Source organism: Nonomuraea sp. NPDC049421 (assembly GCF_040677005.1).
Lineage (GTDB): Bacteria > Actinomycetota > Actinomycetes > Streptosporangiales > Streptosporangiaceae > Nonomuraea > Nonomuraea salmonea.
The window spans coordinates 37,510-61,073 of record NZ_JBFAQA010000018.1; the positions used below are offsets into that span (position 1 = coordinate 37,510).

Annotated in this window: 17 protein-coding genes; 6 read left to right on the forward strand and 11 right to left on the reverse strand. The window is 72.3% G+C overall.

Going from position 1 to position 23,564, the window contains the following annotated elements; genetic code table 11:
• The first annotated feature begins 18 nt into the window (after positions 1-18).
• Positions 19-780, forward strand: coding sequence for an SDR family oxidoreductase (locus AB0K18_RS28160; RefSeq protein ID WP_364919810.1), 762 nt, complete (start codon positions 19-21; stop codon positions 778-780).
• A gap of 155 nt (positions 781-935) precedes the next feature.
• On the opposite strand, the gene AB0K18_RS28165 is transcribed toward AB0K18_RS28160, so the two are convergent.
• Positions 936-1,364 (reverse strand): ATP-binding protein, encoded by a 429-nt coding sequence (locus tag AB0K18_RS28165; RefSeq protein ID WP_364919813.1) that lies wholly within the window; start codon positions 1,362-1,364, stop codon positions 936-938.
• A 149-nt stretch (positions 1,365-1,513) separates the two neighbouring features.
• On the opposite strand from AB0K18_RS28165, the gene AB0K18_RS28170 reads away from it, so the two are divergent.
• The gene (locus AB0K18_RS28170; RefSeq protein ID WP_364920235.1) at positions 1,514-2,308 is read left to right on the forward strand and encodes a helix-turn-helix transcriptional regulator; all 795 of its coding nucleotides are present in this window, start codon (positions 1,514-1,516) and stop codon (positions 2,306-2,308) included.
• Positions 2,295-2,519, forward strand: a complete 225-nt coding sequence (locus AB0K18_RS28175) for a DUF397 domain-containing protein (RefSeq protein WP_364919815.1) — start codon at positions 2,295-2,297, stop codon at positions 2,517-2,519. The genes AB0K18_RS28170 and AB0K18_RS28175 overlap by 14 nt, the downstream gene beginning before the upstream one ends.
• A 61-nt stretch (positions 2,520-2,580) precedes the next feature.
• Here AB0K18_RS28175 and AB0K18_RS28180 read toward each other — a convergent pair whose 3' ends face one another.
• Complete coding sequence (locus AB0K18_RS28180; RefSeq protein ID WP_364919818.1) at positions 2,581-4,131, reverse strand: N-acetylmuramoyl-L-alanine amidase; 1,551 nt, start codon at positions 4,129-4,131, stop codon at positions 2,581-2,583.
• A gap of 178 nt (positions 4,132-4,309) precedes the next feature.
• Between AB0K18_RS28180 and AB0K18_RS28185 the strand changes: the two genes are divergently transcribed.
• Together AB0K18_RS28185 and AB0K18_RS28190 are read left to right on the forward strand one after the other, a co-directional pair.
• Complete coding sequence (locus tag AB0K18_RS28185; RefSeq protein WP_364919820.1) at positions 4,310-6,244, forward strand: family 10 glycosylhydrolase; 1,935 nt, start codon at positions 4,310-4,312, stop codon at positions 6,242-6,244.
• A gap of 54 nt (positions 6,245-6,298) precedes the next feature.
• On the forward strand, positions 6,299-7,384 hold the full coding sequence (locus AB0K18_RS28190; RefSeq protein WP_364919823.1) for a histidine kinase: 1,086 nt from the start codon (positions 6,299-6,301) through the stop codon (positions 7,382-7,384).
• A 41-nt stretch (positions 7,385-7,425) separates the two neighbouring features.
• Here AB0K18_RS28190 and AB0K18_RS28195 read toward each other — a convergent pair whose 3' ends face one another.
• From AB0K18_RS28195 to AB0K18_RS28230, 8 genes are all read right to left on the reverse strand, one after another.
• Positions 7,426-8,847 (reverse strand): aspartate aminotransferase family protein, encoded by a 1,422-nt coding sequence (locus AB0K18_RS28195; protein WP_364919826.1) that lies wholly within the window; start codon positions 8,845-8,847, stop codon positions 7,426-7,428.
• Positions 8,844-10,181, reverse strand: coding sequence for an MFS transporter (locus tag AB0K18_RS28200; RefSeq protein WP_364919829.1), 1,338 nt, complete (start codon positions 10,179-10,181; stop codon positions 8,844-8,846). The genes AB0K18_RS28195 and AB0K18_RS28200 overlap by 4 nt, the downstream gene beginning before the upstream one ends.
• Positions 10,178-10,807 carry a TetR/AcrR family transcriptional regulator gene (locus AB0K18_RS28205; protein ID WP_364919832.1) on the reverse strand — a complete coding sequence of 210 codons (630 nt, stop codon included), beginning with the start codon at positions 10,805-10,807 and terminating at the stop codon, positions 10,178-10,180. The genes AB0K18_RS28200 and AB0K18_RS28205 overlap by 4 nt, the downstream gene beginning before the upstream one ends.
• Before the next feature lie 54 nt (positions 10,808-10,861).
• Positions 10,862-11,806 (reverse strand): ABC transporter substrate-binding protein, encoded by a 945-nt coding sequence (locus tag AB0K18_RS28210; protein WP_364919834.1) that lies wholly within the window; start codon positions 11,804-11,806, stop codon positions 10,862-10,864.
• A 461-nt stretch (positions 11,807-12,267) separates the two neighbouring features.
• Positions 12,268-14,793 (reverse strand): glycoside hydrolase family 9 protein, encoded by a 2,526-nt coding sequence (locus tag AB0K18_RS28215; protein WP_364919837.1) that lies wholly within the window; start codon positions 14,791-14,793, stop codon positions 12,268-12,270.
• A gap of 118 nt (positions 14,794-14,911) precedes the next feature.
• Positions 14,912-18,343: a BTAD domain-containing putative transcriptional regulator gene (locus tag AB0K18_RS28220; RefSeq protein WP_364919840.1), complete on the reverse strand. Its 3,432-nt coding sequence runs from the start codon at positions 18,341-18,343 to the stop codon at positions 14,912-14,914.
• 122 nt (positions 18,344-18,465) lie between these two features.
• Positions 18,466-19,323, reverse strand: a complete 858-nt coding sequence (locus AB0K18_RS28225) for an SGNH/GDSL hydrolase family protein (RefSeq protein ID WP_364919843.1) — start codon at positions 19,321-19,323, stop codon at positions 18,466-18,468.
• A 283-nt stretch (positions 19,324-19,606) separates the two neighbouring features.
• Positions 19,607-20,242, reverse strand: a complete 636-nt coding sequence (locus AB0K18_RS28230; RefSeq protein ID WP_364919845.1) for a GNAT family N-acetyltransferase — start codon at positions 20,240-20,242, stop codon at positions 19,607-19,609.
• A gap of 345 nt (positions 20,243-20,587) precedes the next feature.
• On the opposite strand from AB0K18_RS28230, the gene AB0K18_RS28235 reads away from it, so the two are divergent.
• Positions 20,588-22,192, forward strand: a complete 1,605-nt coding sequence (locus AB0K18_RS28235) for a carbamoyltransferase C-terminal domain-containing protein (protein WP_364919848.1) — start codon at positions 20,588-20,590, stop codon at positions 22,190-22,192.
• On the opposite strand, the gene AB0K18_RS28240 is transcribed toward AB0K18_RS28235, so the two are convergent.
• Positions 22,189-23,538, reverse strand: a complete 1,350-nt coding sequence (locus AB0K18_RS28240) for a N,N-dimethylformamidase beta subunit family domain-containing protein (protein WP_364919851.1) — start codon at positions 23,536-23,538, stop codon at positions 22,189-22,191. The genes AB0K18_RS28235 and AB0K18_RS28240 overlap by 4 nt on opposite strands.
• Between the last annotated feature and the right edge of the window lie 26 nt (positions 23,539-23,564).

Sequence of the window (23,564 nt, forward strand, 5' to 3'; positions counted from 1 at the left end):
ACGATTGGTATGGAATCCATGCAGCGAAGGTTCGAAGGCAAGGTCGCGCTCGTCACGGGCGCGAGCGGGGTCGTGGGACGGGCGGCGGCGCTCGCGTACGCGCGGGAGGGCGCCGCCGTCCTGGTCGCGGGCCGCGATGAGGCCCGGCTCGCGGAGCTGGTGAAACTGATCGAGGAGAGCGGCGGGCGGGCGAGCGCGTACGCGGTGGACGTGACGCGCTCGGCGTCGGTCGCCGCCATGGTGGACGCCGCCGTAAGCCGCTACGGCCGCCTCGAGATCGCCCTCAACGCAGCCGGCATCTTCGGCACGGTCGCCCCGCTGGCCGACTACGACGAGGACACCTGGGACGACGTGGTCGCCGTCAACCTCAAGGGCGTGTTCCTGTCGATGAAGCACGAGATCGCTCACATGCGAGCCAACGGCGGCGGCACGATCGTGAACGTCGCGTCGAACCTGGGAGCCCACTGGCGCCTGGCAGGGGCCAGCGCCTACGCCGCCTCAAAAGCCGCGGTGAGCCACCTGACGAGAACCGCCGCCCGCGACCACATCACCGACGGCATCCGCATCAACGCCCTCAGCCCCGGCCCCATCGACTCCCCCATGTCGATGCGCCCCGGCGAAACCCGCGAAGACCGCGACACCCGCATGAAGAGCTCGCTCCCGATCGGCCGCGTTGCAACCCCGGACGAGATCGCCGCCGCCGCCTTGTGGCTGTCGTCGGACGAGTCAAGCTTCGTCGTGGGCACCGACCACGTCATAGACGGCGGCGCCACCGCCTGACGCCATTTCCTGAGCAAGGTGCCGGAACAACTCATCGAGGGTGGCCCCGCACCGGACATTGGACAACCCGCTGGTCCGGGCGACAAGAACGACCCGGTACGCGATGTACCCACCCCCGGCACCCTCAAGGATCTCCCACCCCGGGTATTTCCTGTTCACGGAATGGCCGCGAGATCGGCCCAGACGACCCGGTGGCCGCGCCCGAGCACCTCGGTGCCGTACCGGATGCTCAGGGCTGCGACGATCCCAAGCCCCCGCCCCGACTCCTCCAGAGTCCCGGTCTGGGAGCCGAAGCACGGCACCGCCCGCCGCGCCCCCGGATCGATCACCTGCACCCGGACGAACCCGTCCCCGAACCCGAGCCGCACCGTCACCCAGCCCCGCCGCCTCCCACCCGGCACATGCCGCACCGCGTTGGCGACCAGCTCGGCGACGACCTGGAGGGCATCCGCCCGTAGAGCGGGGTGACTGTCGACAAGCCAGAGCCCGGTCGCCTGCCGAGCCTGCCACGAGATTCTGTCGTTTCGGCGCAGGGTCGTATGCCGCCACACATCGACGTCCGGAATCTCCGCTGCCATGCGCATGCGATCACCGACTTTGCTGTGAATTGCCGCTGTTTCGTGCCGACAGCCGGTTAGCCCGTTGTCCGCACGCCCTTACCAGCGTGGCATTCCACCGCTATTTTGTAATCGCTGAGTCACGGTCTGTACCCGGACGGATGGGCGTGAGAACCATGGGCGAGGGGACGTACGGCGAGATCCTGCGAAAGGCCCGCGAGCGAGCAAGCCTCTCGCAAACGGCTCTGGGAGAGCTGCTTTCCTGCAGCGAGAGCCTGGTAGGGCTGATCGAACGCGGAAAACGCCGACCGACGAGGCAATTCACCCTCACCGTCGAAGCAGTCCTCGGCCTCAACGGCGAGCTCTTCGACCTCCTCCCCAACACAACGGCCATGTCCGTGCCGAAGTGGTTCCGCGAATGGCCCGAAGCGGAAGAAAGGTCGCACACCATCCGCACTTGGCAACCGCTCGTGATCCCCGGGCTGCTTCAAACCGCTGACTACGCGCGAGCCGTTCTCGCGGCATGGCCGCTGGCCACCGACCTGTGGATCGAGGAGGGCGTCGAGGCGCGGCTCCGGCGGCAGGCTGTGCTGGAGCGAAGCGAGCCGCCGGCCTATCGGGCGCTGCTCGATGAATGCGTGCTCCTGCGACCTGTGGGCGGAAAGCAGGTGATGCGGGAACAACTACGCCACCTGCTCGTGATGGCTGAGCGGCCCAACATCTCGGTGCAGGTGGTTCCGCTCGATGTGGGTGCCACAGCCGGCGTTCTTGGGGCCTTCTCCCATGTGCAGGGCGATGGCATGTCGGACCACGTGTACCTCGAAGCGGCCGCGCAGGCACACGTTTCTGCCCATCAGGAGACAGTGCGTCGCATCTGCGAAATGTATGACGTAATTCGCGAATGGGCACATCCGGTACACGTAAGCAAGCGCCTGATAAGTGAGGTGGCGGCACGGTATGACGATCGGTGATGAACTGCGCGCCGAGCTGGAAACCGCTCGATGGGTCAAGTCCACACTCTCCGGCCCCAACGGCGGGGACTGCCTCTACGCCGCCAAGCTGAGCGGCGACCGGTACGCGATCCGCGATTCCGAGCAGCAGGACGTTCCGCCGATGGTGCTGCGGGGTGAGGTGTTCCGGGCTTTCCTGGGTGGGGTGAAGCTGGGTGAGTTCGATTTCTGACCGCTGAAGTGCGGCCCGCGCCCGGGAGGTAAGCGGGCGCGGGCCGGGGTTATTCAGAGGGTCAGCGGCTGATGCGGACGGCGTCGGCGATGACGAGGCCGGTGCCTGAGGTCCAGCGGCTCACCCCGACCACGTTGTACGTGCCCGCGTTCAGGGAGAAGGTGCCGATGGAGCGCCAGGCTCCGCCGCCTGAGCGTTGGTCGACGTACACGGTCTGGTTGCCGCTCGATGTCGCCACGATGTACGGCGCCGAGCTGTTGTAGCCGGGGTCGGCCGGGTACCAGACCTCGACCCGGTACGTGCCGGCGCTGGGGATGGTGGCCGAGTACCAGGCCGGGTCGCTGGAGGCGACCGGGTCGGCGAAGCGGTAGTCGGCGCCGTGGCGCTGGCTGGAGTAGCTGGAGGTGCCCCAGTTCGCGCTGGCGGTGAACTGCCCGGAGGTGCTGTTGTCGACCGTGGTCGTCCAGCTCGGGGTGCCGCCGCCACCGGTCACGTAGTTCATGTACGTGGTCCAGTTCCAGTTGGAGCCGGGGTCGGTGTGGGTGGCGCCGGGCACCTCGTTGTGGCCGATGATGCCGGTCCGGTTCTTCGGGATGTTGTACTTGTCGCACAGGTAGCGCGTGAGCGCGGCCGAGGCCCGGTACATCGCGTCGGTGAACCACGAGGCGTCGTTGACGAAGCCTTCGTGCTCGATGCCGATGGAGCGGTTGTTGTAGCTGGAGTTGCCGGCGTGCCAGGCGACGTCCTTGTCGCGGACCATCTGGGTGATGGCGCCGTTGGAGGACTTGACCACGTAGTGGGCGGAGACCTGCGCGGCCGGGTTCTGGAACCAGGAGATGGTCCCGGCGTAGGAGCCCTGGGTGACGTGGATGACGACCTTGTCGATGTTGTAGCTGGTCTCGCGGTTGGAGACACGGTAGTTGCTGGAGCTGGCGGCGACCCAGGCGGCCGGCGGGTAGTCGGCGCTGGCGATGGCGGCGGGGGTTTCGGCCGCCTGGCCGGACTTCTGGCCGGCACGCGCGTTCAGGTCGCGGGCCTCGGCGTACTCGCCGCGGTCCGCGGTGATCTCCTGGGGCGCGACGCGGACGCCCTTGGTGTCGATGCCGAGTCCGAGCTGCTCGTAGACGGCGTCGGCGTACAGGCGGGCCAGCTCGGGGGAGGAGGCGTTGCCGTACTTGGCGACGGCCGGGTACCAGCGGCCCGGGTCCTTGCGGGCGCCGTCGTCGAGGCCGAGCGCGTCGGCGTGGGCGCGCAGGACGGCCGCGCCGCCGAGGATGTTGGCCGCGTCGTCCTTCTTCAGCTGGTCGGCGGGGATGCCGGTGAGCTTGGCGGCCTGTTCGAGCGAGTGGTTGGTCGGGTTGCTGACCAGGTGCATGACGCCGTAGCCGTTGCTGGCGCTGGGCTCGCCGCCGTGTCCGTCGAGGTGGGTCTCGGCGTAGGCGAGCGCGACCAGCAGGTCACGCGGTACGTCGTGCGTCTCGGCCGCCTTGGTGAACGCGGCGGGCAGTGGGGGCTCGGCGGACTGGGACCAGGCGGGCTGGCCTGCGCCGATGAGAATGAGGGTGAGGATCGCGGTGGCGAGGGCTGCTAATCGCGTGCGGGCGAGAGTCATGGGGGCTCCTCGTTCACAGACGTGACGGCAGCACGCTACGGCAATCTCCTGACAAATGTCGATAATTGACATTACTTCCGAGTTAAGTGAAACTTCTCGCCCTTCAACGGACGCCTGGGTCCTCCGATCTTTCTGAAGACCATTGCGCAATCCGTCGATTGCGCTGAAACTTTCCTTCGTGACCGCGCTTCCGCGTATCGTCCTGGCGGCGCTCACCGCCGCACTCCTCAGCCTCGTGAACCCCCTCTCCGCCGCGGCCGCGGCCTGCACCCCCGACCCCGCCACCCCGAAGCGCCAGCTCCGGGCCATGTGGATCTCCTCGGTCGCCAACATCGACTGGCCCAGCCGCACCGGGCTCAGCGTCTCGGCGCAGCAGGCCGAGTATCGCGCCTGGCTCGACCTGGCCGTCTCCAAGCGCATGAACGCCGTGATCGTGCAGGTCAGGCCGACGGCCGACGCGTTCTGGCCGTCGCCGTACGAGCCATGGTCGCAGTGGCTGACCGGCACCCAGGGCCGCGACCCCGGCTACGACCCGCTGGCCTTCATGGTCGCCGAGGCCCACGCCAGGAACCTGGAGTTCCACGCCTGGTTCAACCCGTACCGGATCGCCAACCACGACGACCCGTCCAGGCTGGTCTCCACGCACCCCGCGCGGCAGCACCCCGACTGGCGCTTCGCCTACGGCGGCAAGCTCTACTACAACCCGGGCATCCCCGAGGTCCGCGCCTTCATCGAGGACGCGATCATGGACGCCGTCAGCAAGTACGACGTGGACGGCGTACACCTCGACGACTACTTCTACCCGTATCCGGTCAGCGGCCAGAACATCCCCGACGCCGACGCCTACGCCCGTTACGGCGGCTCGTTCGGCAACGTCGGCGACTGGCGCCGCGACAACGTCAACCGCCTCGTACGCGAGCTCGACCAGCGCATCCACGCGGCCAAGCCGCATGTGGCGTTCGGCATCAGCCCGTTCGGCATCTGGCGCAACGCGGGCACCGACCCGCTCGGCTCGCGCACGTCGGGCCTGCAGTCGTACGACGCGATCTACGCCGACACCCGCACCTGGGTCAAGCAGGGCTGGGTCGACTACCTGGCGCCGCAGATCTACTGGCACATCGGCTTCTCGACGGCCGCGTACGAGGTGCTCACCGCCTGGTGGTCCGACGTGGCGAGGGGCACCGGCGTGCAGCTCGTCGTCGGTCAGGCCGCCTACCGGGCGGGCGCGTCGGGGCAGGACGCCGCCTGGCAGGACCCGGCAGAGCTGAGCGACCACCTCCTCGACAACCGCCGGCATCCCGAGATCACCGGGGACGTCTTCTTCAGCGCCAAGGACGTCAAGGCCGACAGGATCGGCGCGTTCACCAAGGTCGTCCGCGACCACTACACGAGGCCGGCGCTGGTGCCCGCGCGCGGTTCCGCCGCCGCGCCCGCCGTGCCGTCGATCACGTCGGCCACCCGCTCGGGCGGGAGCGTGCAGCTCGCCTGGACCGGCTCGGGCACCGCTTACGCGGTCTACCGGGTGGACGGGACGGCCGGCGAGTGCTCGTTCGCCGACGCGACGAACCTGATCGGGACGACCAGGCAGAAGACGTTCACCGACCCCGCTCCGATCGCGTCGCCCACCTACTACGTGACCGCGCTCAACCGCACCCACCAGGAGAGCGCGCCCAGCCAGGGCCGCGCGCCGGGCGGTGGCGGCGGCGGGTTCAGCGTGGTGGTGGACAACGCGGACGCCGGGTTCACGGCCGGTTCCGCGTGGGGCACCTCGACGTACTCGGGGCAGCTGCACGGCACCGACTACCGCTTCGCCGCCCCGGTCGCGGCCAGCGATCCCGCGTGGTTCCGCGCCGCGATCCCGAGCGCGGGCAGCTACCGGGTCGAGGTGTGGTATCCGGCCGACGCGGGCTACAACAGCGCGACGCCGTACCTGGTGGCGGCCTCGGGCGGGAACCAGACCGTCACCGTGGACCAGCGGAGCAACGGCGGAGCCTGGCGGTCGATAGGCACCTTCTCCCTCAACGCCGGCACGTACAACGTGGTCGGGGTGAGCCGGTGGACCTCCACCACCGGGTACGTCATCGCCGACGCCGTCCGCATCACTCGGGTCTGAGCGGCTACCGGATCGGGGGTGGGCAGGCACGGCGGGTGATCGTACGATGAGGCGGTGGACGGTGCCCGCCCGCGACCGATCGACGCCATCGCGGTCCTGGTCGCGGCCGGCTTGACGCTCGCGACCGGCCATACGGGCGCGGTCCTGGCGATCCTGCTGGCGGCGGCGGTCCCGGTGTTGTGGCTGCGCCGCGCTCCGCTCGCGGTGGCCTGGGTCGGCGCTGCCACGGCGGTCGCGCTGCCCGTCCTCGCGGTGCTCCTCCCCTCGGTGGTGCCGCCGCCCGCGCCTGGTGCCCCGATCTGGCCGCCCGCCGGGCCGTTCGCCGCGTACGCCGCGATGGCGTTCGCTGCCGGCGAGCGGCCGCTGGCGCGCTGGCTGCCGGTGATCGTGCTGGCGCTCGGCGTGCTCGCGCTCTCCGACCGCCTGCCGCTGGCCGGGCGCACCGAGGCCGTCATCGCTCTGTCCGTCATGTACGGCCGCTACGTCCGCGTCAGGGACCGCCTCCGCGCCGAGCTGGCCGAGCGCGACCAGCGCGTCGAACGCGAGCGCCTGGCCGGTGAGCTGCACGACGTCGTCACCCACCGCGTCAGCCGCATGGTGCTCCAGGCCGGGATCATGGCGATGAACACCGGCGACGAGCGGGCCAGGGCGGCGGCCGAGGAGATCAGGGCGGCGGGGTCGGAGGCGCTGGACGAGCTGCGCCACATGGTCGCGCTGTTACGGCGCGGCACCGGTGAGGGCTTCGACCTCGGGCTGCCGCTGCCCGACCTGCGGCCCCTGGTGATCGACTCGGCCAGGGAGGGGCTGCCGGTCGAGCTGTCGGTGGACGGCACGCCGGTGCCGGTGCCGGGGCTGGTGGGGCGGACGGCGTACGTGGTGGTGGAGGCGGCGCTGGCGCACGCCCGCAAGCACGCGCCGGGGGCGGGCGCGCGGGTGCTGGTGCGGTGGCTGCCGGGCGCGGTACGCGTGACCGTGCGGCACACCGGCGGCCGGCCCGACGCCGGCGTGCCCCACTTCACCGCCACCTCCGGCATCGGCCTGCTCGACCTGCGGCGTCAGGTGGAGCTGGCGGGCGGCACCCTGGAGTGCGCCCCCCTGCCGGAGGGCGGCCACCGCATCGAGGCCACGTTCCCGACCTGACGCCGGGACCGGCCGTGGACGGCCGAACCCGGCGCCGCGGGTCAGCCGCCGTAGATGACCGACAGGAAGCGCACCAGCACCGCCTCCCTGGACGCGGGTGGCAGGGCGTCCAGGACGGCGTTCACCACGGCCATCTCCGGCTGTCCCGAGCCGGGCCGCAGGTCCACGCCGACCGACGCGCTCAGTTCGGCGAACGTGGCGTCGTCGATCGCGTCCAGGTCGATGCCGGCGACCAGCTCCACGAGACCGTCGGGCAGCACGGCGGGCCCGCGCTCGCGGGCGGCGTCGGCCGACTCGGCGATGACCTTCAGCATGGCCTCAACCCCGGACAGCGTGACGCCGGTGACCGTGATGTGCAGGTTCGCGGGGATCCCGGCGTACGAGAGCTGCGGTTGCAGGAACCAGCCGCGCGCCCGCGCCTCGTCGGCCAGCACGAACACGTCCACGTCGTCACCCGTGAAGGCCACCAGCGACGACTCGGGCTCCCCGAGCACCCGCAGCCCGGGGATCGCGGCGAGGCCGTCGCGCAGCCGGCGGGTCGCCTCAAGCGTGGCCCGGCCGAGTTCCACGTACCCCTCGCGGCCCAGCGCCTGCAGCGTCGCCCAGGCGCCGCCGAGCGGCCCGGCCGAGCGCGAACTCTGCACGGTCGCGTTGATGATCGTGTACCCGGGCCAGGCGGCGGAGGCGAAGTACGCCTTGCGCCGCATCGCGGGATCGGCGAACAGCAGCACAGAAGCGCCCTTGGGCGCGTAGCCGAACTTGTGCAGGTCGCAGGAGAGCGACGTGACACCGGGCACCGACAGGTCGAACGCCGGCATCGCCGCGCCCGCCTCCCGTAACCAGGGCAGCAGCCATCCGCCCACGCACGCGTCCACGTGGCACGGCACCCCGGCGGCCGCGGCCAGCGCCGCGACCTCCTCGACCGGGTCGATCACGCCCTGCGGGTACGACGGCGCGGACACGACGACCAGCACCGTCCGCTCGTCCATCGCGGCGGCCACGTCGGCGGGCCGCACCTTGTACGTCTCCAGGTCCACCGGCACGGCCTTGACCTCGACGCCCAGGTAGTGGGCCGCCTTGTGGAAGGCGGGATGCGCGGTGACGGGCAGCACCAGGTTCGGCCGGTCGCGGGCGGCGCGGTCGCGGGCGGCCTTCACGGCCAGCATGATCGACTCGGTGCCGCCGCTGGTGAAGATCCCGTGGCCGCCGCCGAGCAGGTCGGACACCGCGCCGACGACCTGCCGCTCCATCTCGACCACGCTGGGGAACGCGGTCGGGTCGAGGCAGTTGACCTCCAGCATCTCCAGGTACGCCCGGGTCGCGGCGTCGTGCACGGCGGCCCGGCCGGTGTCGTAGACGTAGGCGGTCACCTGACCGCCGCGTACGGGCAGGTCGTGCTCCTTGAGCCGGGCGATCTCCGCCAGCAGGTCCTCGGCGGACCGGCCGGCCGGGGGGAGGGTCACACGGCCTCCTTTCTGGTGAGGGTGAGCCTGCCGTAGCGGAGGACGAACGGCAGGCTGATCAGCATGAGCAGGGCGGGCAGCGCGGTGAAGCCGAGCAGCAGCCCGGTCAGCGCACCAGGGGACTGCGCGACGGGGGTCGCCGCGGAGACGAACCCGGACAGGGCCAGCACCAGCGCGTACAGGCCGGGGCCGAGCGCGAGGCCTGCCGTCTCGCCGGCCGTCCACAACCCGGTGAACGCCCCGGCCTGCGCCTGCCCGGTACGCGCCGCGTCGGCGTGCACGGTGTCGGGCAGCAGCGACAGCGGCAGCAGTTGCAGCGCCGCGTAGCAGACGCCGGCCAGCGCGGTCAGCGCCAGCGTCGCGGCCAGCCCGCCCGCCGCGATGGTGGGGACCAGTGTCACGGCGACCCCGCAGAAGCCGATGGACGCGGCCAGGTAGCAGCGCACCGGCCCGTGGACGCGCGCCAGCCAGGCCCAGGCGGGCACGGCGAGCATGCTGGGCCCGACGAGGCAGACGAACATCACCGAGGTCAGGCCGTCGTCGCCGAGCCGGTACGCCGCGACGTACGGCGCTCCCGCCAGCATCACCGCCACGGCCAGCGCCTGCGTCACGAACGCGGCCAGCAGCACGAAGAACGGCCGGTTGCCCCGGGCCAGCCTGAAGGCCGCCACCGGGCCGAGCTGGCGCGGCCCCGGAAGGGACGGCACCCACCGGGTGGCCAGCGTCGAGGCCACCAGCGCCGCCGCCATGATCGCGCCGATCGTCACGCCCATCACGGCGTAACCGGCCCGCCCGCCGCCCGCCAGCTCGACCAGGGCGGGGGCCAGGCCGCCCGCGACCAGGATGCCGACCGTCAGGCACACCACCCGCCAGGACATGATCCGCGTCCGCTCGCCCCGGTCGGGGGACATCTCGGTGGGCAGGGCCACGTACGGGACCTGGAAGCAGGCGAACGCGGTGGCCGCGAGCAGGAACGCCGCCCCCGCCCACACCGCCCCCGGCACGTCACCCGGCACCGCGAACATCAGCGCGAACGCCACCGGCAGCGCCAGCGCCCCGGTCATCAGCAGCCGCGTCCTGCGGCCCGTCCTGACGGCCTCGCGGTCGCTGGCGGCGCCGACCAGCGGGTTCAGCAGCACGTCCCAGATCTTGGGGGCGACCAGCACGACGCCGGCCACGGCCGCGGGCACGCCGAGCATGTCGGTCAGGTAGTAGAGCAGCAGCAGCCCGGGCACGGCGGAGAACACGCCGGTGCCGACGGAGCCGACGCCGTAGCCGAGCAGCCGGCCGCGCCCGAGGTATCCGGCCGGCGGCGCGGCGCCGCGGGCGGTCACCGCAGGTCGCCGGGCAGGCCGAGCGTGCGGTGCACGACGCGGTGCAGGTGGGCGCGGAAGCGGCGCAGCGCCGCACGGTCGCCGGCCGCCCTGCGGCGGCCCTCCGCGTCGAGCACGCCGCCCTTGGCGAAACCGTGCACGGCCCAGATGACGGTCCAGACGGTGTACTCGACGTCGGCGTCGGGGGAGATCAGCCCCGACTCGACGGCCGGCCGCAGGGCCGCGGTCACCGTCTCCATCAGGGGTTTGACGTATTGGCGTTCGAGCTGGGTGATGTCGCCGGCGTCGGAGAGCCAGCGGTGCATCCACAGGGCGGGCACCTCGGGGTGGTCGACGCAGAAGTCGAGGTAGTCGTCGGTGAGCCGGTGCAGGGCGGCCACGGGGTCGTCGCCGGGCAGGCGTTCGAGCGCGCGTTCCAGGGCGGCCTTCTCCGCCTGGTGCGCGGCCTCCATGACGGCGAGATAGAGCTCCCGCTTGCCGCCCACGTGGTAGTTGACGGTGGCGATGTTCAGCCCGGCGGCCTCGGCGATCTGGCGGGTGGACGTGCCGTCGTAGCCGAGCGCCGCGAACAGGTGGGTCGCGACCTTGAGGATCAGGGCGGCCTGCGTGCTCTCCCCAGGGGTCATGGGGCCGACGGTAGTTCTGGTCCGGCCCCTTGGTCAATCACTTGATGGAGAGTTTTACTCGTAACTGACCGGGCCGCCGGGCTCCCAGCGGGTGAGCACCGTCCGGTGGCCGGTCTGCACGCCGGTGCCGGGGTCGAGGGCGAAGGCGCCGTACAGGGTGGTGGTCCGCAGCTCCGCGGCGGCCCGCCACAGGTCATCGGGCGCGGTGCCGCCCGCCAGCTCCGCGCAGTGGACGGCGAGGATCGCCGCCGCCGCGGCCTGGACGGCGGGATAGTCGGGCGGCCCGCCGTACGCGGCGATGAAGTCCGACTCGGCGCAGCCGATCGCCGCCTCGGCGCCGCTGCCGGGGAACCACTGGCCGACGCCGTAGACGCCGCGCGGATCGGGTACGCACTCGCCGAACGCGCGCACGCCCGCCGCCACCGCGCACACCGCGCCCGGCACCTCCGTGTGCGTCACCGTGGTGACGTCCTCGTCGAACGAGCCCGCGCTGAACAGGTGCCACGACCGGTCGCGCGGCCGCTGCCTGGTCACCGGCAGGCCCGCGATCCGCGCCCGCCGCTCCGCGCCCAGCGCCACCTCGCGGGCGAAGCGGCCGGTGCCCTGGACGATCCAGAGCGGGCGCGAGTCGCCGCCGCGTACGAGGTGCCGGACGAACGGCTCGGCGTACCGGCTCGCCGGGGTGAGGACGGGGACCACGTGACCGGGGAAGGCGGGGCCGCCGGAGCCTCCGTGGTTCCACAGCAGGAGCCCCTGCTCCACGGCGACCCGGCCGGCCCGGCGGGCGAGCCCTGCGGAGTACGGCCCCAGCAGCAGGTCACAGCGCCCCGCCAGGTCGCGCAGCACGCGCTCGACCACCTCGGGGTCGCTCTTGTCGTCCTCGACCACCAGCTCCACGCCGTCCGTGAGCGAGCGCCAGGCGTCGAGGCCGCGCGCGGCCTGGTCGCCGAACCGGGCGTACCGGCCGGACAGCGAGAGCGGGACCCCGATGCTGAGCACGCCGTTCTCCTGCCCGCGACCGGCTCAGTCAGGCGCCCAGTACTTTCCATCGCCCGTTCCAGGTCGCCCACGACGGGCTTCCAGGTCGCTGGCAAAGAGTAGCGGCTGACGCGGTGCCGGTCGTACACCAGTGTGTACTTGAGGAAGTCGGCCCCCTGTGGCCTGGCCTCCGACGTGCCGAGCCGCAGCTTCCCGAGGATGATCCGCAGCCGGCGGCGCTCCGCGAACATGAGGGCCCTGGCGATGGCCGTGCGCCGGCGCCCGCCCCCGGACATGCCGGTCGGGTGCGTACACCCGGCCCGGTGACCGGGGCCGAGGCGCTACGGCGCCGCCAGGGCCCGTCCCCGCGGAGCCGGTCCGGTCGCGAGGGGCGATCGGTTCCGGCTCCGTCCGGCAGCGTAGTGGTCTTCACGCCGTTCGAGGACGTAACTACCTAAATCCGGGCGAACCGAATGGGCGGTTCACCCGCAGCGGGCCCCGTTCACGTGGAACACCTCGGGCGCCGGGTTCGGCCCCGACGGGTTGGTGCCGTTGAAGCCGAACGTCACCGTCCCGCCCGGCTTGATCCGGTCGTTCCAGCCGGTGCCCTCGGCCGTCACCACCGAGCCGTCCTGCGAGACCTCGGCCCCCCAGGAGTGCCCGACCTCCTGACCGGCCAGGAACGACCAGCGCAACTGCCAGCCGTCCACCGCCTTCTTGCCGATGTTCTCGATCACGACCTGCGTGGTGAACCCGCCCGGCCACGAGCCGTGCGCCGAGTAGCGTACCTTGCAGTCCGAGCGCTCGCCCCGGTCGGCCAGGAACGCCGAGACCCAGGCCAGCGGCGAGTTCCAGTTGATGGTCAGCTCGTTCGTCGCCCACGACTCGATGTCGTCGATGTAGCAGAACTGCGGCTCGCAGCCCTGCAGCAGGCGCTGCGCGACCGGGTCCTGGATGGCCGAGTTCGGGCCGCCGGCCAGCGTGCCGCGCGGCGGGTTGGGCAGCTCGGGGTTGAGCTGGCGGGCGTACCAGCGGCTGTGCTGGTTCTTCGAGGCGACCTCGCCGTAGCCGGTCACGTACGACTGGTTGAGCGCGTTGCGGCCGAGGATGTAGTCCATGCCCTCCCTGACCGCCGCCCGGTACTTCTCCTTGCCCGTCAGGTCGTACGCGGTGGCCAGCACGACCAGGTTGTTGAGCACCAGGTTGTTGGAGCCCCAGTCGTAGTCGGGCACGTCGTACGGGATGCCGTACGGGTGCGCCTGCTGGATCGCCAGATACTTCTCGGCCCCCTGCACCACCGACTGCCGCACCCTGGCGCGGTCCGGCAGCGCGTTCGGCACGGTCGCCAGCTCCAGGCGGCCGAGCTGGGCGGTGTTGCCCCAGTCGAAGCCGCGATCACGCCAGATGTCGCCCGTGTGGTGCGGCGAGGCGAGCACGAAGTCCTTGAACTCCTTCTCACCCGTCGTGATGAACAGCTCCGCCGCCGCCCAGTAGAACTCGTCGCTGACGTCGCCGTCGCTGTACGCGCCGCCGCCGACACCGTCGTTCGGGTCGGCGTACTTCTCCGGGTTCGCCTTGGCCGCCGCCCACGCCTTGCGCGCCGCCGCCAGGTTCTTCGCCGCGAACGCCGCGTCGTACGGCGCGAACAGCCGGGCCGCCTGCGCCGCCGTCGCGGCCAGGTTCAGCGTGGCCGCGGTGGACGGCGGGTGCAGTTCGCGCGGTTGCGGGTCGAGGTGCGGCAGCAGCGGCAGGCCCGTCCACGCCTGGTCGTGGATCTTGTGGTGCGCCATGCCCGCGAGCGGCTTTCCGTCCGGCACCTGCATGCTCAGCAGGAACTCCTGCTCCCAGCGGGCCTCGTCCAGGATGTCGGGGCGGCCGTTGCCGCTCTCCGGGATGTTGAGCTGGCCGTCGCGGAAGGCGGCCTTGTCCCGCTCGTACGTGGACATGAGCTGGTGGACCGAGATACCGCCGTTGACGACGTACTTGCCGTGGTCGCCCGCGTCGTACCAGCCGCCCTTGACGTTCAGCGTGTAGTCGCAGACGCCGGGCTGGCAGGGCACCTCCACGTCACCCTGGTTCGGCGCGACGCCGACGTGACCGGCCGGACGGCCGTAACCCGGCCTGAGGCTGTCGAGGATCTCGATGCCGCTGCGCTGGGGGTAGTAGAACTTCAGCGCGTCCGTCGGCAGTTCGTCGTAGAGGTCTTCCTTGATGTCGAACGGGCGGCTCGTCTCGCCGTCCGCCGTCAGCGTGTAGCCGGCGCCCGGCTTGCGGTGGGCGCCGAAGTCGATCGTGTGCACGTTCTGGCCGGAGCTGTCGTCCACACCCCTGGGGACGGTCCTGCCGTGCGCCACCGTCTTGCCGTCCGCGTTCTTCAGCTCCCACTCCAGGGCGCTCGTCCCGGACGTCACCAGCGTCGCCTTCTTCGGGCCGGCCGGGAGGTAGCCGACCATGTTGACGCGTACCCTCGGGCCGGTGTCGGGCTCGTACACCTCCGGCTCCGCCCCGCCCTTGAGCGACACGTCGTCCATGCAGAATCTCCAGGGTTCGGCGCTGCCTCCCAGCTGGAAGACGGCCTGCGCGTTCGTCAGCGACACGGGGGCGGTGAACGTGTACGCGTAGTCGTTGCCCGAGACGCTCAGCTCGGGGTTGGCGGCGAAGTACTGCGTCCAGGGGTCCACCGGGAGCTGGATCAGCGCCTTGCCGACCTTGGCCGGGGTGCCCGAGGCGTAGAACCTGTAGGCGTAGGTCTCGCCCGCCACCAGGGGGAGGTTGTCCTGGCCGATGATGACGTCCCAGGGGTTGGCGGTGCCGCCGGGGATGTCGGCGCACAGACGGCCGTCCTCCACCGCCAGGGTGATGTTCGCCGTGCCCCACCAGGGGGCGGTGCCGGTGTCGAAGGTACCGTTCACGATCTGCTCGGGGCCTTCGTCCGCCGCCGCGGCGGTGACGGGGGATAAGGCGAGCGTGGTGATGAGGGCCAGTAAGGCGGCCCGGTATCTCTTCATGGAGGTTCCTTAGGTTTTGGGAGCGCTCCCAACAGAACGCCCCGATCCTCCTTGTCCACCGCCTCCCCGTCAACGGTCCCGTCCTGCTCCGGCCTCGTCCGGCGGCGGCACCTCACGATCACCGCTGCCGAAGTGATGAAACTTTCATCGAGCCGGGGTAGGTGAGGCAGGCCACGACGGCCTCCGCCCGTACGCGGTCATACGGGACGTCCAGCCGCGTCGCCACCCGCACGGCCTCCTCCGCCGCCCGCCGAGCCGCACCCCGCCTGCCGGCGACCGCCAGGACGAGCGCCCGCGCCCACCCCACCCGGGCCGCCGCACCCGGGTTGCGGCGGACGAACCGGACGAGATGCCGATGCAGCCGCCGCGCGACGGCCGGGTCCGGCCACGGATCCATCGCCCACAGCAGCTCGGCCAGCCCTGCCCAGCACTCCAGCATCCCCCGCTGCGCCGAGGGCAGCCGCTCCGCCATCCCCAGCGCCTCGCCCACCACCTCGCCCACCACCCGGCGCTCCGGCTCGCCGGTGAGGCGGGCGGTGGCGGTCAGGAGGCGCATCTCCTGGATGGTGGTCATGGTGGGGCCGTCGTGCAGGCCCAGCTCCTCGGCGTGGGTGCGGCGGCGGTCGTGGGAGGCGCGGGCCGCTGCCAGCACGTCGCTTATGGGGGCTGTGGGGAGGTCGTGCAGCCTGAGCAGGGCCTCCGCCCGGCCCATCAGGCACCAGTGACGGCCGATGTCGTCGCCCACCCGTGTGGCCGCCTGTTCCGCCGTGGCGGCGAACAGGTCCGCGGCCTCCTCGAAGCGGCCCTGCCAGAGGGCGGTCTCCGCGAGCATCCCCGCGCAGTTCTCGGCCACGCGGGGCGCGAGGGTCCCTGCCCGGCAGGTCGTGAACGAGCGCCTGGCTGCTTCGAAGGAGCCCGCGTGGAGCTGGTCGATGCCGCGGGCCAGGTGGGCGCGGTGGGCGGGCTCCGCGGGGTGGGTGACGGCGGCCAGGGCGTGGTCGGCCATGGTCCCGTAGCGGTCGGCCGTGCGGCGGAGCCCGGCGAGGCGGGCGATGGTGGCGGCGTTCGCGTACGCCTCCGCCCGCAGCGCGGCGTCGCCCGACCGGTCGGCGGCCTTGAGCTGGCGCAGGGAGGCGGCCAGCATCGTGAGCACGTCCTGCTGGTGGTAGGCCAGCCTGGCCAGCATCGTCAGCGCCTGCGCCGCCTCCGCGCCGTGCGACCTGCCCCCGGGAAGCAGCCGGCGGGCAGTGGCGGGCAGGGCGGCGGGCAGGGCGGCGGACAGGGTGGCGGGCAGGGCGGCGGTAGCGGTCGCGATGAGCAGGCCCGCTCTGGACTCGGGCAAAGGCTCGCCCAGGGTGGCCAGGGCCGTTCTCGCCAGGCAGGTGGCCTCGCGTTCGCGGGCCAGGTGGTGTTCGCTGGTGCCGGCCATCCACAGGTGCCTGGCCCGCAGCCTGGGCTCCTCGTCGGTACCCGCCAGGTGCCGGCGCACGACGGCCGCCGACTCCTCGTACAGGTGCAGGCGCAGGCACAACGTCCAGTACAGCTCCAGGAAGCGGGGGCGGCCCGACGTGGCCCAGGCGGCTCTGACGTTGTCGAGCTCGGGGGCCAGCAGGCGGGTGCCCTCGGTGTCGGCGGCGTCCTGGAGGGCGGTGGCGTGGGTTTCGAGGAGGCGGCCGAAGTACGCGGCGTGGCGGCGGCGGGCGGCCCGGCGTTCTGCGGGGGTCAGGTGGGCGGCGGCGTACTGCCTGATCAGGGGGTGGACGGCGTACCTGCCCGAGGGGGTGAGCTGGAGCATGCTGTGGTCGACCAGGCGTACCAGCACGTCCGGGGTGGTCGTGGCGACCTCGACGGCCGCCTCCAGCGTGCACCCGCCGCCGAACACCGACAGCGCCGCGAGCGCCGCCTGCCCCTCCTGGTCCAGCAGCCGCCACGACGTCTCGAACACCGTCCGCATGCAGGCGTGCCGGGGACGGGCGGCGGGGCCGGCCACGGAGAGCAGGCCGAGGTCGGCGCCCAGCAGCCGGGCCAGCTCCGCGCCGGGCACGGCCCGCAGCAGGCCGGCCGCCAGCTCGATGGCCAGCGGCAGGCCGCCGGTGGCGGCGCAGATCGCGGCCACCGGCGCCGCCTCCCGCTCCGGGTCGAACGCGGGCTGCGCGGCCCGCGCGCGGGCGGCGAACAGCGCCTCCGCCGCCTCCGCCGCCAGCTCCCGTACGGTGATCGCCTTCTGCCCCGGCAGCTCGGGCCGCCGCCTGCTGGTGACCAGCACCCGCACGGCAGGAGCGGCCTCCAGGATCCGGCCGATCACCGCGTCGAAGGCGGGCAGCTGCTCAAGGTTGTCGAGCACCAGCAGGAGCGGCCGTGATCGTCCTGACAGGGCGGCGAGCAGCAGATCGAGCGCCGGTCGCGAGGGCGAGAGATCCACTCCGAGCCGCCGCGCCAACGTCGTGACCGCCGCCTCCCCCCGCACCCCGGCGAACCCCACGAACACCGCCTCCACGCGCCCCGCCGTGGCCCGCCCCGCCTCTCCCCGCCCCGCCTCTCCCCGCGCCGCCTCTCCCCGCCCCGCCTCTCCCCGCGCCGCCTCTCCCCGCGCCGCCTCTCCCCGCGCCGCCTCTCCCCGCGCCGCCTCGGCACGCCCCTCCTCCGTCGGCTCGCGACAGTGGGCGGCGGCGATGGCGAGGCGGGTTTTGCCGATGCCGCCCGGTCCCAGGAGGACGACCAGGCGTTCGCGGTCGAGCAGGGCGCATAATCGGCGGACGTCCGCCTCGCGTCCGATCAGTTCGGTCGAGGGGACGGGCAAGGCGCCCGGCCGGCGCTTTGCTGACGGTAGTCCGCGCGCCCGCCGGGGTTCCGGGACGAGGCCGGGGCCGGTCAGCTCCCTTCGGAGGGCCTGGGTTTCCGGGGCGGGGTCCACGCCGAGGTCGGTGGTGAGGCGCTGACGTAGCTCGTCGTAGCGGGCCAGGGCGGCGGCTCGGTTGCCCGCGCGGGCGAGGGCGGTCATGAGCACCCGGTACGCCTCCTCGTCGTACGGATCCAGCCCCGTCACGACGGACGCCAGCCGCGCCACCTGCGCGCACGGCGACGAGGTAGCCGATCGCAGCAGCACCTCGCGCAGCAGCAGCCGGACCCGGGACCGCTCGGCGGCCAGCCAGTCACCGAAGGCGGGAGCGTCGCAGAAGGAGACCCCGTCCATGAAGTCGCCCCGCCACAACCGCAGCACCTCGGCGACCGGAGGAGCGCCGGCGAGCTGGTGCCGGTCGACGAAGCAGCCCTCGGCGGCGGGAAAGCAGACGTGCTCGCGGGTGACGTCCAGCCAGTCGCCCACCTCTCTGCGCAGCTCGGACAGGGCGAGCCGGAGGCTGCCGCGGGCGTTGGCGTCGGGCCGTTCGCCCCACAGCAGCGTGGCCAGCTCGGCGCGCGGCCGGGGCGCCTGCGCGGTGGCGAGGTAGCAGAGCAGGGCCCGCGCCTTGGCGGAGCGCACGCCCAGCGGAGTGCCCCCGGCGGCGAGCCGCGGCGAGCCGAGCAGCAGCACGGACAGCGACTCCCTCATACCGCGGAGGGTAAGCACGCCGAGGCCGTCCGGACTGTGCAAAACGTTACATCCAGCCTGTGCTGTAGGGCACTCACCTGCTGACCGGCCCCGCCGCGAACGATGGCGGGGCCGGCCCGCGGTCACAGGACGGAGGTGACGGCGGCGGTGACGGCGGTGGCGAAGCCGCGCATGCCGCGCGCGTTGGGGTGGAAGGGTACGGCGGGGGACGTGGGCACGTACGGCTCGATCCACCGCCGGCCGGACGAGGCGCACGGGGAGTGGTCGGCGCTCGGCGTCTGCAGGTCGATGAAGCCGACCCCGGCCGCGGCGGCCTGCTCGGCGAGCATCTGGTTGAAGTACATCAGCGTGGCCCTGATGTAGTTGGCGTCGGCGCGGATGATGGGGACGCGCGGGTAGCAGCCGTTCGGCGGCGCGTACGTGGCGTAGCCCACCATGAAGATCCGCGCCTGCGGAGCGCGGGCGCGGATGTCGGAGACCAGGGTGAGCAGGCGGGGCCGTAACGCGTCGGTCTCGACCCGCCACTTGTCCTGGCCGCCCACGACGTAGTCGTCGTTGCAGGCGTCGCCGACGGGCGGGGGCAGCAGGTTGAGGCAGTCTTCGATGAAGTCGGTCAGGCCGAGGTCGTTGGCACCGATCTGCACGGTGACCAGGGTCGTGTCGGGGCCGACGGCGTCGAGCTGGGGCGGCACGTCGCCGAGGTCGGTGCTCTGGGAGTTGTAGAGGTCGTCGGTCTCGGCGCCTGAGCAGGTACGGTCACGCAGGACGCTCGCGCCGATGGCCTGGGCGGTCAGGTGGGCGTAGTTGCGGTCGGAGCGCCAGCAGCCGTAGTCGGGGCCGATCTGGTTCGGGATGAGCGGTCCTGAGGCGGCCGAGTCGCCGAGTGCGACGTACACCTCTCCCTGGGCGGCCTGCGCGGGCGGCGCGAGGCTCAGGACGAGTAAGGCCGCGGCGAGCACGACGAGCATCCGTCGGACCATGGGGACTCCCTCCGGCAGGGTGTGCGGGGTGCGGGCAGCCACGACCGGCCGAGGGTGCTGGCCGGGGACGTGGGGCGATCACCCACACGATGAGCCATGTCCGCCGGTCTGTGAACCGCGCGGAGGGAGTGATGCTGAGGCGGTATGGATCAGCGCCCGCCGAACCGCTGCTCAGAGCGGGTGCGGGTCAGCGCCGTGCCGGGGCCGTCACGTCAGGGCCTGCCCGGGCCGTCATGTCAGGGCCTGCTCCGGCCGTCACGTCAGGGCATGCCAAGCCGCCCCATCAGGGTGTGGCGGGGCGCCACATCGGCCAGAACAGCGCGCCGTCGGGCAGCGCGAACGGCTCGCGGGCCTGGTAGCCGTGGCGGGCGTACAGGTCGCGGTTGCGCGGGTCGCTGGCCTCCAGGTAGACGGGCAGCCCGCCGAGCCTCGCGTGCTGGTGACGCAGCAGGGCCGTGCCGAGCCCCTGGTTCTGGCAGTCGGGGTGGACGGCGAGACAGGCCAGGTAGTGGTGCGGCTCCTTGGGGTGGTGCCGGCGGAACAGCTCGTCACGCAGCCGGAACCGGTCGGCGAACTCGCCGGTGGCCTCGCCCAGCCGCCGGTCGTAGTCGGCTGGTTCGGACGCGCCCTCCGCGTACGGGATCCACACGGCCGCCGCCTCGTCGTCGATGAGGTGCACCGCGCCGTGCTCGATGGCGTGCTCGACGACGATCAGGAAGGTGTCGGTCAGCACCCGGTGCCGCCGCCTGCGCTCGGGCACCAGGTAGGCGACGGACCGCAGTCCGGCGAACGCGGTGGCGATCAGCTCGGCCGCCCTCGCGGCGTCGGCGGGTGTGGCGGTGCGGATGCCGGGCCGGAAGGACATCTCCTGCCCGGCGCCTCTGTCGCTGACCGGCCAGGTCTCGATGGTCTCTCTCATTGCTCCAGGTCTCCTCTCGTCAGTGGTGCGGTGCCTGGAGGGTCTGTGAGAGGTGGTCGCCGAAGGGCGCCCATCCCTATGGGAGCGTAAACACCGGACCGCCCGGTGTGCTTCCGAAATCGGAGAGGAAAGCCTGCTCACCACCCCGCCGACCGGCACGTGACGTGCTCGGCCGCTAAGAGCTGACGTGTCCCTTACGCGGTTGGGAGATCCACTTGTTCTGGCCTGGGGTATCGGTGCCCGTGATCACGATCAGGAGGCAGCAACATGGCGGACTTTCCCATTGTTGTCGGTATAAATCGCACCCAGGATGGTTCCATTGCCGTCGCCGTGGGCGAGTCGGGCATGTACAGCCTGCAGAAGGAGCGAATCAGCCGAAGAAAGCACCACTGGGGTCGCCTCGGCGACCTGCCCGACCGCTACCTGCCCGCCATGCCGCTCCTCAAGGAGCCGATCGACCTCGTGGTCGAGGGGTACTCGTCGGACACCGAGATCGAGCACTCGGGCGCGTACCAGGAGGAGGTGCGCGAGACGCTCGGGCTCAAGGAGAACGCGCAGATCGTCCTGGTCTCCCACCACCTCAGCCACCTCTACAGCGCGTTCTACCCCTCGCCGTTCGACGAGGCGGCCGGGCTGGTGATCGACGCGCAGGGCAGCCACGTCAGGGACTTCACCGAGCAGGTCGAGCTGCCGGGGGACGCGGGGGGCGACCTGCTCGAGGTGGCCTCCTTCTACCGGTGCTCGCGTGGCGGCCGCATCGAGTGCCTGGCCAAGCAGCTCTGGGACGGCGACTGGACGCGGCCCGCCGGGCTCGGCTGCTTCTACGCGCTGCTGACCAAGATGCTGTGGCCCGAGGGCGAGGGCAACGAGGGCAAGGTGATGGGGCTGGCCCCGTTCGGCGACCCCGATGCGCTCGGCCTGCCCGACCTCGACGTACGCGGCCACGAGGTGCACATCCCGCCCGCCTGGCTGGAGCTCTTCGCCGACCGCGACGCCTACCTCTACGAGCCGGGCGGCGAGGAGTTCCGCCGCGCCGCGAACCTGGCCGCCGCCGGCCAGCGCGCCTTCGAACGGGCGCTGACCCAGGTCGTCGCCTGGCTGCACGACAGGACCGGCCTCGACGCGCTGGCCTTCGCCGGCGGCACCGCGCTCAACTGCTCGGCCAACGGCCGGCTCATCCGCGAGTCGCCCTTCCGCGAGCTGTTCATCCCGCCCAGCCCGCACGACGGCGGCACGGCGATCGGCTGCGCGCTCTACGGGCTGATCGCCTGCCTGGGCGTCGAGAGCCGGTGGCGGTGGACGGACGACTTCCTCGGCCCCGACCCGGACGAGAGCGCGATCGAGGCGGCCGTCCGCGGCCTGCCCGCAGGGCTGTACGCCGAGCGGCCCGACGACCTGGCAGGCGAGCTGGCCGGGCTGCTGGCGAGCGGCCGGGTGGTGGGCCTGCACCAGGGCCGCGGCGAGTCCGGCCCGAGGGCGCTCGGCAACCGCAGCATCCTCGGCGACCCGCGCAGCCCCGACCTGCAGGACTACATCAACTTCGAGGTCAAGGGCCGCGAGTGGTTCCGCCCGCTGGCGCCGCTGGTGCTCGCCGAGCACGCGGGACGCGTCTTCGAGGTGGACCGCCCCGCCCCGTTCATGCAGTACGCCGCCGCCGTCCGCCCCGCCTACCGCGACAGGCTGCCCGGCATCACCCACGTGGACGGCACCGCCCGCCTGCAGACCGTGGAACGCTCCACCACGCCCTTCCTGCACGCCCTGCTGACGAAGTGGCACGCGCTCACCGGTGTCCCCGTGCTGATCAACACCTCGCTCAACGGCCCGGGCGAGCCGCTGACCGAGACGCCGGAGCACTCGATCGAGACCCTGCGCACGACCGGCATGCACGCCCTGGCGCTGCCGCCGTACCTCATCCGCAAGCACGAGGAGCCGCGCCTGCCCGGGGCCTAGGAGAGGCGGTCGAGCACGTTCGCGGTGATGCGCTCGACCGCCGCGCAGGTGGCCAGGCCGCGCGGCCAGTCGGTGGTGGCGGCGTTGAACACGGTGCCGCCGGCCTCGTAGAGGCCCATCGTGGCGGCGCCGTTGCCGAAGCCCCACCTGCTCGCCCTGGCGTCGCCCACCGCGAGGATGGTGAACCCGGCGGGCGTGCCGTCGGCACCCGTCGGCGCGTACGGCGGCGCCGCCGCCCGGTCGAAGTCGGCGCCGTCGCACTCGTACCCCACGAGGTTCTCCGCCAGCCCGAACGTGTCGCCGTCGCGCAGCCCGGTGCCTTCGTAGACCCAGTGATCGGCGTGCTGCACCCGGTAGCCGACCGGCTCAGGATGATCGTCGCGGTCGCGCTCGCCGCCGTTGCGGAAGCTGACGCCGATCAGCTCGTTCTCCGGCGGCCCCTCCTCGTGCCAGACGCCGACGCGGGAGAAGGTGAGCGGGTCGTGGAAGACGACCCGCCACCAGCAGGTGTTGCCGCCGAAGAAGGCCGCGTTCCGCCCGGCCGCGACGTGCTCGGCGACGGCGGCGCGCATGGCGTCGCTCCAGTACTCGTCGTGCCCCGCGCTCACCATCAGCCGGTACGGCTCCAGCAGTGCCGTCCCCTCCCGATGCAGGTCGAGATCGGTGCAGTAGTCCACCGCGTACCCCCGGCGCACGGCCCAGGCGATGAACCTGGCGTCCCAGTGCACGAACGTCTGGCGCGGTGTCGGGTCGTAAGGGTCGAAGTTGTGGACGTCCCACGGCGTGCCCCCGGTGCCGCCGCCCGGCCGGTGCAGCGACACTCCGGGCTCGGGGACCTGGTCGGGCATGGTGTAGAGGCACCAGTGGCCGGTCAGCCGCTCAGGATCGTACGGTCGCCCGTCGATGAGGTTGTAGGCGTGGTAGGTGAACAGCGGCAGCTTGTAGAGGATCCGCGCCGCCGGGCGCACGGGCCTGACCACGAACAACGCCCTGGCCTCCCGCCCGTCGGGGGTCGTCCGGTCAGGGTCGGTACGGTCGGAGCCGCTCTCGTCGCCCTCCACCAGCACCGCCACATAGACGCCTGGCTCGGCCGGCGCCCGCACCGGATAGGCCGCCCATGGCCGCAGCGGCTCGCCGCGCAGCCCCGTGCCCGGCCGGCCCCAGTCGTGGGAGGGCAGGTGCGGCGGCGCGTGCTCGCCGGGCAGCCACGGCGTCTTGTCGGTCAGCGTCATGCCGGTCTCGTACCGGTGGAACTCCACCCGGAACCTGGGCGCGTCCGTCGAGACCCGTAGCGTCATGTGGCCGCCCGCGTACGGGCTCGGCTGCTCCGCGTACCCCCTGATCATCTCGCCAGTCTCCCATCGTTCCGCGG